This window comes from Shewanella sp. 10N.286.52.E4 (assembly GCF_041468785.1).
In the GTDB taxonomy this organism is placed as follows: Bacteria; Pseudomonadota; Gammaproteobacteria; order Enterobacterales; family Shewanellaceae; genus Shewanella; species Shewanella electrodiphila.
The window spans coordinates 13764-27815 of sequence record NZ_JBFRJJ010000001.1; the positions used below are offsets into that span (position 1 = coordinate 13764).

Below are 14052 nucleotides of genomic sequence, written 5' to 3' on the forward strand. Positions count from 1 at the left end.
TATTCTATCGAATGATCCCACGAGATGAGCCATTAATAAAATCAACCATACCTTTAACGTATTCATCAGTTTCAGCATCTTCTGTGATTTCAGCAAGTGCTTCTTCGATGGTTAAGTTTTTACGGTACAGCGACTTATAAGTACGACGGATTGCATGTTGGGTTTCTTTGGTAAAACCGCGACGTTTAAGACCTTCAGCATTTAAGCCTCGAGGAATCGCCGGACTACCTGCAGCCATTACAAACGGAGGTACATCCTGGAAAATAGTTGATGAGCCAGCAGTAAAAGCATGCGCACCAATATGCACGAACTGATGAACGCCAGTCATACCACCCAAAATAGCCCAATCACCAACATGGACATGACCTGCGATAGATGCATTATTTGCCATGATGATGTTGTCACCTAAAACACAGTCATGAGCAATATGCACATAAGCCATCAATAGGTTGTTTGAACCAATACGGGTTTCACTGTTATCTTGAATTGTGCCGCGGTGAATAGTTACGTTTTCACGGATAATATTATTATCACCCATGACTAAGGTCGTTGGCTCACCGGCATATTTTTTATCCTGACACTCTTCACCGATAGAAGAGAATTGGAAAAAGCGGTTACCTTTACCAATGACACTAGGGCCTTTGATAACAACATGAGAACTGACCCAAGTGTCGTCGCCAATTTCAACATCTGCGCCAATATAACTCCATGGGCCAATGGTGACATTATTGCCAATTTTTGCGTCAGGGTGTACGAATGCTAACTTATCAATCACTTGCTGTTCTCTCTACGTGCACACATAATTTCGGCAGAACAAGCTAACTCGCCATCGACGAATGCTTGTCCTTCAAATACACCAATCCCTCGGCGCTCTTTAATCATTTTGACATGGAAATGAACTTGGTCACCAGGAGACACAACGCGTTTAAAACGCGCCTTATCGACACCAGCTAGCAAATATAAAACATCTGGTGAAGGCTCAGGGCTCATGGTCTTGAATGCCAATAAACCTGTTGCTTGTGCCATAGCTTCAATAATAAGAACACCAGGCATAACAGGCTTAACTGGGAAGTGACCTTGGAAAAATGGTTCATTAAACGTCACGTTTTTAATCGCATGCAAAGATTCACCTACGGTATAATCTAATACACGGTCAACTAACAAAAATGGATATCTATGAGGAAGATACTGAAGAATTTCTTCAATATCCATTGTATTTAATTGGTTTGACACGCTTAATTCCTCGCAATGGCTCTGTCGAGCCATGACTTCTAATCTTTGATTTTCTTTTCAATCGTTTTAACACGATTGAATAATTCGTCTAAGTGGCGAAAACGAACAGTATTACGACGCCACGTCTTGTTATCCATTGCAATTGTAGCAGATGAATACAGACCTGGTTTACGAATATCACTAGTTACATTGGTACCACCAGATACTTGAGTCCCGTCAACGACATTTAAATGCCCTGAGACGCCACAGCCGCCACCGAAAATACAATACTTACCGATTTTTGTGCTACCAGCAATAATTGTGGCACCCGCAATTGCAGTATTCTGGCCAATGATACAGTTGTGTGCGATTTGCACTTGGTTGTCGATTATCACACCATCATGAATTTCTGTAGGAGAAAGTGCGCCACAATCAACAGTTGTTCCTGCACCGATCTCGACTTTATCGCCAATTCTCACTCCACCAGTTTGCGGTATCTTAATCCAGTTACCTTTTTCATTAGCATAACCAAAACCATCAGAACCGATGATAGAACCTGAGTGGAAAATACAATCCTGACCTACAATGACATTATGGTAAAAAGTAACATTCGCTTTTAAGCAAGTCCCAGAACCAATAATAGATTGTTCTCCGACAACAGAGCCTGCACCTATTTGAACATCATTGCCAATAATAACATCTGCGCCCACGACAGCATTGGCAGCAATAGCCACATTATCGCCTAATTGAGCAGAAGGGTCGATTTGAGCTGACGGATGAATGCCAGTAGTCACTTTCGGAGTGGTATCGAGAAGTTGAGCTATTCGGGCAAAGCCGACATAAGGATCTTTCAAAACTAAAGCATTACCTTGGTAATCTTCAGCATCTTTTTCACTCAATAACACCGCACCAGCTTGAGAGGCCTCAAGCTGTGCACGGTACTTACTATTGGCTAAAAAAGAAAGTTGATCTTGAGTCGCATCTTCTAAGGTCGCTACACTGGTTATGACCAATGATTCGTCACCTTTTATTGATGCGCCCAACAGCTGACCAAGCTCTTTTAAAGTCACAGTTTTCATTAGTTGCCTTTACTTAACACTTGAACAACTTTATCGCTGATGTCAGCGTCAGGCTTAACATAAATAACTGCACCACGTTGAAGAACGATATCATATGATTCTTTTTCAGCGATGGTGTCAATAGCCTGTTGAACTTGAACTAACAGCTTGTTTTGCTCTTCACCTTGACGACGACGCATGTCTTCATCTAGTGCTTTGCCTTTAAGTTGGAAGTCTGATTTTAATGACTCCATTTTACGAACAAGATCTGTTTTCTGGCTTTCGCTCATCAACGCACCGTCACGTTGCTGCTTTTCAACCATAGTACGCATTTCTTCTTGCATTTTTTGTACTTCAGCAACTCGATCACCAAATTCAGTTTTTAGTGATTGTGAAATTTGTTCACGTTGAGGTAGTTGCTCAAAGACTTCGCCCATATCAACCACAGCAATTTTTTCAGCATGTGCCATCATAGGTGCACTTAAAAATGCCATTGTTACTAACGCGCGATTTACCATCTTTTTCAAAATAGACTCCTTGTTATGATCAGCAAAACTTGCCGAATATATTTGTTTTAGAATGTTTTGCCAATATTAAACGAAAATATTTCAGTTTCATCATCTTCGTATTCTTTAATCGGCCAAGCCAAGCTAAACACCATAGGTCCCATCGGTGATAACCATTGAACGCTCATACCCCAAGAGGCACGGATTCGACTTGGATCACTATAATCTTCCAATTTATCAAACTGATCGGCTGGAAGATATCTATACGAGTCATAATCAAACTCGGTATCCCATACGTTACCGGCATCAACGAAGAAACTAGTACGTACTGAATTAGAATAAGCCTCATCCAAGAACGGAGTTGGAACAATCATTTCCATACTCGCAGTCGCAATGGCGTTACCACCAATAGAACGACCAGAACTCACTTGAATTTGGTTAGGCTCACCAGGTAAAGAACAGCTGTCACCAGATGGATCCGGTGCACATGGCTCACTACCACGGAAGAGATAGAATGAACGTGGGCCAACAGAGTTAGACTTAAAGCCACGTAATGAACTACTACCACCAGAATAATAGTTTTCCCAGAATGGTAAAATTTGATCGTTCTGGTTGAAGCTACCATAACCATTCGCGTAACCTAATCGAGCTCGTGTCAATAATACAAAGCCGTGATTTCGGGTTAATGGTAAATAGAAGTTAGTATCTAAATCTGTTTTAAAATACTGCAGATCTGAACCAGGAATTGTCGCCTTAGCACTAAAGCGCTGCGAGGAACCATCTGTTGGGAACGTACCACGGTTTAACGTACTACGAGACCAGCCGCCATTCATCTCAAAGTTATCAAAACTTAAATCAGCATTAGGATCATCAGACTCACGATATACATTATAAAAACGTAATGCTTGTTCATATGCTGAAATTTCTGAAATCGAGTTATGACGATAACCAATGCCACCATTTAAGCGGTTATATTCATTGATCGGAAAACCTGAGTTTAACGCGATGCCGTATGATTTATTTTTATAACGCTCAAGGTTAGCCTCGTTCGCATCAAATTCATTCCAGTAAATACTCCCACCTAAACTCACGCCATCTTTAGTGAAATATGGGTCAGTATAAGAAAAGTTAACATTTTTAGAGTACTTGTTAGTATTCAAGCTGACACCAGCCTGATTACCTGTGCCTAAGAAGTTACTTTGCTGAACACCAAACTGAAGACTTAAACCAGACTCAGTACCGTAACCCACACCAGCATTAAACGAACCTGAAGGTTGCTCTTTCACATTAAATGCAACGTCAACTAAATCATCGCTACCTGGCACTTGTACAGTCTCGGTATCTACTGTTTCAAAGTATCCCAAACGGTTTAAACGCGCTTTTGATTGCTCAACTTGCGCCGAATTCAACCATGCACCTTCCATTTGGCGCAATTCACGACGCATTACTTCATCTTTAGTAACCGCGTTACCACTGAAGTTGATTGAACGAACGTAGACACGCTTACCTGGATTAACATTAATATTTAATGAAACCTCTTTGGTTTCGTCGTTAATTTCAGGGAAAGTTTTAACTTCTGGGTATGCATAACCAAAACGGCCTAAATATTTACTGTACATTTCTTCGGTGAAAGTCACATCACCGCCGTTGTACATATCGCCTTCTTTGATTGGCAAAATAGCCTTCATTAACTTTTCGCGGCCCATTAGTTCGCCGGTTAAGTTAACTTCAGACACTTTATATTTTTCACCTTCATCAACATTGATGGTGATATAAAGTCCCTTTCTATCTGGAGTCATTGCAACTTGAGTCGAACTGACTTCAAATCGAATATAACCCTGATTATGATAATAGGTTTTAACCGTCTCTAAGTCAGCTTGAAGCTTTTGTTTTTGATAACGACGTTCACCGAATAAATCCCACCAAGCAACATAATCTTTAAGCTCAAGTAAGCCGATAATTTCAGAGTCTGAAAATACTGAGTTACCCACCACGTTAATTTGGCGAATTTCAGCTGCTAAGCCTTCAGTGAAGTTGAATTTAAGTTCAACACGGTTACGAGGTAAATTGATAACTTCCGCTTCAACTTTTGCACCGTATTTACCCACACCGTAATAGAAATCCTGTAGGCCTTTTTCAATGCCGGATAACATGGTTCGATCAAGTGACTCACCGATCTTAATTCCCGAGCCATCCAAGCTTTCTTGAAGCTGCTCATCTTTAATATCTTTGTTACCTTCAAAGGTAACTGCACTGATTGTTGCACGTTCTTTTACAGTCACAATCAATACGCCGTCTTCACGGGCAACATTGATCGTTTCAAAGTTAGTGGAGGCGTACAAGCTTTTAATCGCTTGTTGTAATTTTACTTGGTCAACAGTATCGCCCACTTTAACGGGGAGACTTAACAAGGCAGCACCTAGTGCAACTCGTTGTAAACCATCAATCTGGATGTCGGTCACTTCAAATGGTTGGAAAGTCTCAGCCACACCATTGCCTGAAAATGACGCACCGACTAAAATCATCGAGGCAAAAAGTTTATTCAATCTCATAGAGCACTTCTAATTATTTGTGTTCCCTGCTCAGAGTCTGGAAAAATCGTTAAAAAGCGCAACGCTCATTAACAACAGCAGCATAGCCGCACCAAACCTGAATCCTATATCCTGTACCTTCTCTGGTACAGGCTTACCCGTAATCACTTCGATAAAGTAATACAGCAAGTGTCCCCCATCAAGCACTGGCAAAGGCATTAAGTTTATGATGCCTAAGTTCACACTGATGAGTGCGATAAACCCGAGAAAATACACCAATCCATAGTCAGCACTGGTACCAGCACCTTGGGCTATAGAAATCGGACCGCTCAAGTTTTTCACCGACACATCGCCGGTAAATAGTTTTCCAATCATTTTAAAACTGACAACCACCAGTTGCCATGTTTTATCTGCAGCAGCTGTAAAGGAATCTACTATGCCATACTCAAGCTGGAAGCGCATACTTTCAGGCCAATCTATTTGAGTCGGGCTAACACCTACAACGCCAATTGTTTCCCCATTAGCATTTGTCTGCGCCTGAGGAGTAACAATGATGGTCTTTTGTTTGTTTTCTCTTAGAACAGTTAGTTCTACATCTTTGTCCGCAGACGTTTGTATCACATCTACAAAACCATTCCAATCTTGATAAGGCTGACGATTAATTTCGAGGATTTCGTCGCCTAAAGCTAACCCTGCCATCTCAGCAGCACTGCCTTTAGTAACCAAAGCAATAATAGGTTCAATACCAGGGCGATAAATACCCAATCCCATTGCTGTAATCGGTGACTCTTTATCAGGATCAAATTGCCAATTTCTGATATCCAGCTGATACGTTGTTACTTGAGCTTGTTCTTGTGCTGAAGTATTTTGTGCAGATAAAGAAAGCGGCATTAGGCTAATATCCAGCTCTGTACCACCTATATGACTCACCAATGCAAGGTTAACTTCTTCCCAGTTTCTCACCTTTTGCCCTGACACTGAAACAATTTGCATAGGTTCTTGCAGCTGAATTTGTGCCGCAGGTGTATTCGCTCTTGTTGTATCAATGACAGGCTTCAGGGAAGAAACACCAATCATGTACATAATGTACAAGGCAACTATCGCGAACAAAAAGTTAGCAATGGGACCCGCTGAAACTACAGCAATACGTTGCCAAACAGTTTTACGATTGAAAGCTTGATCTTTCAACTCATCAGGTACGTCTTCAACACGTTCATCCAGCATTTTGACATAGCCACCCAATGGCAACATTGCAATGACGTATTCAGTTCCATCTTTGCCTATTTTGCGCCATAAGGTTTTACCAAAACCAATAGAAAAACGTTCTACTTTGATACCACAACGACGTGCGACCCAAAAATGTCCGTATTCATGTGCAGTAATCAAAATACCCAGTGCGACAATAAATGACCCTAGGTTCCAAAAAAAATCGAACATCGTTCTCCTACGAACTAGTTAATTGCTTTGATTGCTTCTTTAGCGATAGTACGAGCTTGTGCATCTAAACTCATAATATCTTCGATACTGCTTAATGAAGATTGAGGCGTTTTTTCTAAACAAACCTCGTTAATGCGAGCGATATCTGTAAATTTAATTTGTTGCTGTAAGAATGCGTCAACGGCTATTTCGTTGGCAGCATTTAACACTGTTGTTGCTTCTTGGCCTTTTTCGCAGGCTTGCATTGCCAGTGCTAAACAAGGGAAACGACTATAGTCAGGTTCACAGAAGCTTAATTCTCGGACTTTGAAAAAATCCAAAGGTTCAACTCCAGCGTAAATTCTTTCAGGAAAAGACATACAGTGAGCAATCGGTGTACGCATATCAGGGTTACCCATTTGCGCGATAACCGAGCCATCTAAATACTGCACCATTGAATGAATGACGCTTTGAGGATGAATAACAACTTTGAGTTGTTCGGCATTGGTATTAAACAACCAACGAGCCTCAATAAACTCAAGACCTTTGTTCATCATAGTTGCTGAATCAACTGATATTTTAGGCCCCATTGACCAATTAGGGTGATTACAAGCTTGAGCAGGCGTCATCGCATCTAACGTCGCAAGATCTGCTGTTAAAAATGGTCCACCTGAACCTGTCAGCAAAATATGCGAAATACCCGCAGCGGATAAATCACATTGGCCAAGATTTGATTGCACTTCTGCTGGCATGCATTGAAAAATCGCATTGTGCTCACTATCGACAGGAAGTAACGTGGCGCCACTGTCGCGAGTCGTATTCATAAAGAGCTCACCGGACATTACCAAGGCTTCTTTATTGGCTAACAATACTCTTTTACCTGCTTTTACAGCTGCAAATGTAGATCTTAGCCCCGCTGCGCCAACAATTGCTGCCATCACAGTATCAACACTGGATGAAGTCACTAAGCCAATCAGTTCATCTTCACCGGTAATAACTTCTGTCGCAAGGTTAGCTGGCAACATTGACTTAAGTGTTTTCGCAGCTGTTGCATCCACCATATGCGCAAAACGTGGTTGGTGCTTAATACACAGCGCTAACATTTTATCCACGCTTGAATTGGCCACTAGACCATAAACCTTAAACTGCTCAGGGTTATGACTCATCACACTTAATGTGCTGCTACCAATCGAGCCCGTGGCTCCAAGAATAACCATATTTTGCATGGTAAATTAAATCCAGAACGCAAGGTAAATAAAGGTAAAGACAGGTAATGCCGCTGTCAGGCTATCCATTCTATCTAATACACCGCCGTGTCCAGGTAAGATTTTACCTGAATCTTTAATGTTGGCAGCACGTTTAAACATGCTTTCAGATAAATCACCAAATGCAGAAGCAACGGCTGTGATTAAGGTAACTGCTATCACCAAACCTAACTCTTGTTCTGGGGAGTAATACATCACACCAACAACAACAGCCATAGTCGCGGCTAAACCACCACCTAAGCCTTCTAAAGTCTTATTTGGGCTAACATTTGGCATTAGTTTATGTTTGCCCAATGAGCGTCCAGCGAAATAAGCACCAGTATCAGCAGCCCAAACTACTAACATGACTAAAAACACTAAACTAGCACCAAAGTATGGGTCAACGTTTGCACTGATTGATTTAAGGGTAATTAACGATACAAAACAAGGGATAAGTGTCAATTGGCCAAACATGGATTTAAGCATGTGGCTGTCTTTCCAGACGCTACCACTTTTAGGAAAGCTAAATACTAATACTGTACTAACAATCCACCAAAATAGACCAATGGTAATAATGGCAAAATAAATTGGGTGCAATTGCCCCTTAAGCCATAAACTCTCGACAGGGACAAAGAAGTTAAGCGCCACTAGAATAAGCGAAACAGTGACTGTAAATGTCCACTGGGTTGCAGTGCAATTAGGGTCAATAAAACTACCCCACTCTTTTGCACCAATCATAAAGACAGGGATTAATACCCAAGCAAAGTACTCAGTAGGAAGGAAGAATATGGCGCCAATCACTAATGGAAGTAACCATAACACTGTAATAATTCGTTGTTTTAACAAAGCAAAAGCCTCTTAAATATTTTTAAATAGCACGTATTTCTTCGATTTGACTACCCGTCAAACCAAATCTACGTTGCCTACTGGCAAAAACAGCAAGGGCATCTTTAAATGCCTGCTCATTAAAATCTGGCCACAAAGTCTCAGTAAAGACTAATTCCGCGTATGCAGCCTGCCATAAAATAAAGTTACTAATACGGTAATCACCGCCTGTACGTATCATCAAATCAACTTCATTTTGCTCATTCATGCAAAGCTGTTGATTTAATGTTTCTTCAGTCAATTCACTTGATTCAATTTCACCTTGAGCGACTTTATCTGCTAGCTTTTGAGCTGCTTGTAAAATATCCCAACGCCCGCCGTAATTTGCGGCAACATTGAGAACCAACCCTGTATTTCCTGCAGTTTGTTGTTGTGCTTTGTCGATCTGTTTTTGTAAACGTGCAGAAAAACGACTGATATCCCCAATGATATTTAATCGAACTTGATTATTGTGTAACAGTTTTATTTCTCTTTGTAAGACAGAGAAAAATAATTCCATTAATAAACTGACTTCTTTATCTGGTCTACGCCAGTTTTCGCTTGAAAAAGCGAATAAGGTTAACGACTCAATACCCAGTTGACTGGCGACACTCACAGCACGGCGCACTGCTTTAACCCCAGCCTTATGACCAAACACTCTTGGCTTTCCTTGTTGCTGAGCCCAGCGACCGTTACCGTCCATAATTATAGCGACGTGTTTAGGAAGCGACTGCTTAACCACATCAGAAAGTTGACCAGGCAAAATTTCCGACGATTCTATATCAGCACTCGATTGTGTTTTTGGCTCATATCCAACAGTGGATGACATCTATTACAACCCTTTCAAATAGACAAACGCCGTGTAGTATAACCTTACACGGCGCTTTAACTCTAGCTTTGCTAGGACGAGAATTAGACTTCCATCAATTCTTTTTCTTTAGCAGCTAAAATTCCATCAATATTTTTGATACTTGCGTCGGTGAACTTCTGAATTTCATCTTCACTACGACGAACATCATCTTCAGTACACTCTTTCGCTTTTTCAAGCTTTTTGATTTCACTGATAGCGTCACGACGTACATTACGTACGGCAACACGACCATTTTCAGCTTCACCACGTACTACTTTAATGAAATCTTTACGACGTTCTTCAGTTAATGCAGGCAATGGGATACGCATTGCGTTACCCGCAGTCATTGGGTTAAGACCCAAATCAGAACTCATGATCGCTTTTTCTACAGCTTGAACCATAGTCGCATCGAATACGGTTACATTTAGGGTACGAGAATCTTCAATACCAATATTTGCAACTTGCTTAAGCGGTGTCATTGAACCGTAGTAAGACACTTGAATTGAATCAAGTAGGCTTGGGTGAGCACGACCAGTACGTACTTTAGCCATTTGGTTTTTAGTAGCATCAACACACTTGTTCATACGGTCTTGAGCATCTTCTTTAATTGTATCAATCACGATAAATATCCTTTTGGTCACAAATACTTATAATTTGAACGACTCTCTGAGAATGGCACATAGATTTTACTATGTCGACAGTCGTACAAATGAAAATTGTCAGCTAAAAACTAACCTATTAAGATTTAGTTTTAATATGCGTGCCTTCTTCTTCACCCATGATAACACGACGTAAAGCACCAGGTTTATTCATGTTGAAAACTAAGATAGGCATGTCATGGTCACGGGCTAGCGTAAATGCAGCTAAGTCCATCACCTTAAATTCATTTTCTAATACTTCATCATAAGTTAATGAGTCGTATTTTACAGCTTCAGGGTCTTTCATAGGATCAGCTGAGTATACGCCATCAACTTTTGTTCCTTTTAATACCACTTCCGCTTCAATTTCAATACCACGTAAACACGCAGCTGAATCAGTTGTGCAAAACGGGTTACCTGTACCAGCAGCGAAAATAACAACTCGGCCAGACTTTAATAAACTGATTGCCTCTGCCCAATTATAATCGTCACACACACCTTTTAAAGGAATTGCAGACATCAAACGAGCATTGACATAGGCACGATGCAAAGCATCACGCATTGCTAAGCCATTCATTACGGTTGCAAGCATACCCATATGGTCACCAACAACACGGTTCATACCAGCTTGTGCTAAGCCTTCACCACGGAATAGATTACCACCACCAATAACAACCCCAACTTGGATGCCAAGTTCAACTAACTCCTTTACTTCTTGCGCCATACGGTCAAGAACTTTAGGGTCAATACCGAAGCCTTCTTCGCCCATTAACGCTTCGCCGCTTAACTTTAAAAGAACGCGTCTAAATGCAGGTTTTGGATTGGTGCTCATAATTTTTTCCTAATTATAACAAAACCGCAGCGGTTGCTGCGGCTTTAGGGTATGAAGAGATGTTTAATTACGCTTTTTTAGTAGCAGCAATTTGTGCAGCAACTTCTGCAGCGAAATCTTCTTCTTTCTTCTCAATACCTTCACCAACTTCTAAACGAATGAAGTTAGTTACTGAAGCGCCTTTCTCTTTAAGAATGTCGCCAACAGTTTTCTTTGGTTCCATGATGTAAGCTTGGCCAGTAAGAGAGATCTCACCAGTAAACTTCTTCATACGACCGATAACCATTTTCTCAGCGATTTCTTGAGGCTTACCTTCGTTCATCGCGATTTCTACTTGAAGCGCTTGCTCACGAGCAACAACATCAGCAGGTACGTCAGTTGGATTAACGAATTCAGGCTTAGAAGCAGCAACATGCATAGCGATGTGCTTAAGCGTTTCAGCATCTGCTTCACCCGTTACAACAACACCGATACGGTCGCCGTGACGGTAAGAAGCTTGATCAGCACCATCGATGTATTCAACGCGACGAACGTTGATGTTTTCACCGATTTTAGCGACTAGCGCAACACGAGTTTCTTCGAATTGTGCTTTAAGATCTTCAATAGATACTTTAGAAGCAGCTGCAACAGCTAGTACTTCATTAGCAAACGCTAAGAAGTTACCATCTTTAGCAACGAAGTCAGTTTGACAGTTAACTTCTAATAAAGCTGTGTAACCTTCGCCACCTTGAATAAGGATTGTACCTTCAGCAGCAATGTTACCTGCTTTTTTAGCAGCTTTAGCAGCACCACTTTTACGCATGTTATCGATAGCTAGCTCGATATCACCGTTAGTTTCAGTCAATGCTTTTTTACAGTCCATCATGCCAGCGCCAGTGCGGTCACGAAGTTCTTTAACTTGGGCAGCAGTAATTGCCATTGTTAAATCCTCTATTTTAATTCGTCTAATATTGCATTTAAAAACAGGGGCCCATAAGGCCCCTGCTCACCAATTTTTATTGGTTAATAAGGGGGATGGAAACCATCACGCCTTATTTAAACAGTTTCTACGAAACCGTCTTGCTCAGCTTGAACAGCTAAATCTTGACCGCGGCCTGAGTTAGCAGCTGCAGCAACAGAAGAAGTGTACAAACGGATAGAACGCATAGCATCATCGTTACCAGGAACGATGTAGTTAACGCCATCTGGAGCAGAGTTAGTATCAACAACAGCAACAACTGGGATACCTAAGTTGTTAGCTTCTTTAATAGCGATATGCTCGTGGTCAGCACCGATAACGAATAATACGTCAGGTAAGCCGCCCATGTTTTTGATACCACCAAGAGATTTTTCTAACTTCTCTAGCTCGCGAGTACGCATTAACGCTTCTTTCTTAGTAAGCTTGTCGAAAGTACCGTCTACTGACTGGCTTTCTAGCTCTTTAAGACGTTTGATTGACTGACGAACAGTTTTCCAGTTAGTCAACATGCCGCCTAACCAGCGGTGATCAACGTAGTACTGGTCACAAGACATTGCAGATTCTTTGATAGCTTCGCCAGCAGCGCGCTTAGTACCAACAAAAAGGATTTTACCTTTTTTAGAAGCAACGTTGCTGATGAACGCTAGTGCTTCGTTGAACATTGGCACAGTGTGCTCAAGGTTGATGATGTGAACACCATTACGAGCACCGAAGATGAAAGGCTTCATCTTAGGATTCCAGTAACGAGTTTGGTGACCGAAGTGAACACCAGCTTGAAGCATGTCGCGCATTGAAACAGTAGTCATTTTATATACCTTAATTTGGGGGGTTAGACCTCCACGGATCCCATACCTTCGACTCTTGCTTGCTTAAAAAGCGCACTAAGAGCACCCCGAAGAATGTGTCGATACGTGTGTGATTTAGTATTTAGTTAAATTGCCATCTATAACATGTATAATGGCCGCCATATTTTACGCTTAGTGGAACAGTAAGTGAAGAAAGTATTTATACTTTATTCAAATTACAGCTTCATTAAGACTTAAACACAACGGCGCGCTTTATACCATAACTAGGTGTAAAGCACAAATTTTGCCAAATTTATTTGCGCCTTTTTTGACTGATATAACGGTAAGAGATAATTCATGAGCATAGTCATCAAGACAGCAGAACAAATCGAAAAAATGCGTGTAGCTGGTAAGTTAGCTGCAGAAGTATTAGAAATGATTGCACCTTTCGTCAAGGTAGGCGTAACCACAGATGAGCTTAACGACATTTGTGCAAAATTTACCGAAGAACACGGCGCTATTTCTGCACCGCTTAACTACCACGGATTCCCAAAATCTATTTGTACTTCAGTAAATGAAGTGGTTTGTCACGGCATCCCTAGTAGCTACACATTAAAAGATGGCGATATCTTGAATATCGACATCACAGTCATTAAAGATGGTTTCCACGGTGATACATCAAAAATGTTTTTAATTGGTGATGTGAGCCCAAAAGACAGAAGATTGGCTCGCATTGCTCAAGAAAGCTTGTACCTTGCGATTAAAAAAGTTCGCCCAGGGGTTAAACTAGGCGAAATTGGTACTGCCATTGAGAAATTTATTAAAGCCAGTAAATCAGGTTTAGATAAGTACTCAATCGTTCAAGATTACTGTGGTCACGGTATTGGCGAAGGCTTTCACGAAGAGCCACAAGTCGTACACTATAAAAATAATGACAACACAGTATTAAAAGCCGGCATGTGTTTTACTATCGAGCCAATGATCAATGCTGGACGTTACACAACTGTTTTAGATAAAGAAGATAACTGGACAGTAACCACTTCAGATGGTAAAAAATCAGCTCAATGGGAACATACATTACTTGTCACTGAAACAGGTGTTGAAGTTCTGACTTTGCGAAGCGAAGAAGACCTCCCAAGATCAATTTAACTTTTAAGT

The 14052-nt window shown here is 41.1% G+C and carries 14 protein-coding genes; 1 reads left to right on the plus strand and 13 read right to left on the minus strand.

Annotation, left to right across the window (positions count from 1 at the left end; translation table 11 throughout):
• Positions 1-4: 4 nt before the first annotated feature.
• The 13 genes from lpxA to rpsB all read right to left on the minus strand — a co-directional run bounded on the left by lpxA (position 5) and on the right by rpsB (position 12915).
• Positions 5-775, minus strand: a complete 771-nt coding sequence (lpxA, locus tag AB4153_RS00045; protein WP_102527893.1) for an acyl-ACP--UDP-N-acetylglucosamine O-acyltransferase — start codon at positions 773-775, stop codon at positions 5-7.
• On the minus strand, positions 772-1233 hold the full coding sequence (fabZ, locus tag AB4153_RS00050) for a 3-hydroxyacyl-ACP dehydratase FabZ (RefSeq protein ID WP_371995903.1): 462 nt from the start codon (positions 1231-1233) through the stop codon (positions 772-774). The genes lpxA and fabZ overlap by 4 nt, the downstream gene beginning before the upstream one ends.
• Positions 1234-1271: 38 nt before the next feature.
• Positions 1272-2291, minus strand: coding sequence for a UDP-3-O-(3-hydroxymyristoyl)glucosamine N-acyltransferase (gene lpxD / locus AB4153_RS00055; RefSeq protein WP_371995905.1), 1020 nt, complete (start codon positions 2289-2291; stop codon positions 1272-1274).
• Positions 2291-2788 carry an OmpH family outer membrane protein gene (locus AB4153_RS00060; protein WP_102527890.1) on the minus strand — a complete coding sequence of 166 codons (498 nt, stop codon included), beginning with the start codon at positions 2786-2788 and terminating at the stop codon, positions 2291-2293. The genes lpxD and AB4153_RS00060 overlap by 1 nt, the downstream gene beginning before the upstream one ends.
• A 56-nt stretch (positions 2789-2844) precedes the next feature.
• A complete protein-coding gene (gene bamA / locus AB4153_RS00065; protein ID WP_371995906.1) occupies positions 2845-5328 on the minus strand; it encodes an outer membrane protein assembly factor BamA in 2484 nt (827 codons plus the stop codon).
• A gap of 30 nt (positions 5329-5358) precedes the next feature.
• Complete coding sequence (rseP, locus tag AB4153_RS00070; protein WP_102527888.1) at positions 5359-6744, minus strand: sigma E protease regulator RseP; 1386 nt, start codon at positions 6742-6744, stop codon at positions 5359-5361.
• A 14-nt stretch (positions 6745-6758) separates the two neighbouring features.
• Positions 6759-7949, minus strand: coding sequence for a 1-deoxy-D-xylulose-5-phosphate reductoisomerase (gene ispC / locus AB4153_RS00075; RefSeq protein ID WP_371995907.1), 1191 nt, complete (start codon positions 7947-7949; stop codon positions 6759-6761).
• Between the two features lie 6 nt (positions 7950-7955).
• Positions 7956-8813, minus strand: a complete 858-nt coding sequence (locus AB4153_RS00080) for a phosphatidate cytidylyltransferase (RefSeq protein ID WP_102527886.1) — start codon at positions 8811-8813, stop codon at positions 7956-7958.
• Between the two features lie 22 nt (positions 8814-8835).
• Positions 8836-9660 (minus strand): isoprenyl transferase, encoded by an 825-nt coding sequence (locus AB4153_RS00085; protein ID WP_102527885.1) that lies wholly within the window; start codon positions 9658-9660, stop codon positions 8836-8838.
• An 83-nt stretch (positions 9661-9743) separates the two neighbouring features.
• A complete protein-coding gene (gene frr, locus AB4153_RS00090) occupies positions 9744-10301 on the minus strand; it encodes a ribosome recycling factor (protein WP_102527884.1) in 558 nt (185 codons plus the stop codon).
• A gap of 118 nt (positions 10302-10419) precedes the next feature.
• Complete coding sequence (gene pyrH / locus AB4153_RS00095) at positions 10420-11151, minus strand: UMP kinase (RefSeq protein WP_102527883.1); 732 nt, start codon at positions 11149-11151, stop codon at positions 10420-10422.
• A 67-nt stretch (positions 11152-11218) separates the two neighbouring features.
• On the minus strand, positions 11219-12070 hold the full coding sequence (gene tsf / locus AB4153_RS00100) for a translation elongation factor Ts (RefSeq protein ID WP_102527882.1): 852 nt from the start codon (positions 12068-12070) through the stop codon (positions 11219-11221).
• Positions 12071-12186: 116 nt separating this feature from the next.
• The gene (rpsB, locus tag AB4153_RS00105) at positions 12187-12915 is read right to left on the minus strand and encodes a 30S ribosomal protein S2 (RefSeq protein WP_102527881.1); all 729 of its coding nucleotides are present in this window, start codon (positions 12913-12915) and stop codon (positions 12187-12189) included.
• A 336-nt stretch (positions 12916-13251) separates the two neighbouring features.
• On the opposite strand from rpsB, the gene map reads away from it, so the two are divergent.
• Positions 13252-14043: a type I methionyl aminopeptidase gene (gene map, locus AB4153_RS00110; protein ID WP_102527880.1), complete on the plus strand. Its 792-nt coding sequence runs from the start codon at positions 13252-13254 to the stop codon at positions 14041-14043.
• Positions 14044-14052: the final 9 nt, after the last annotated feature.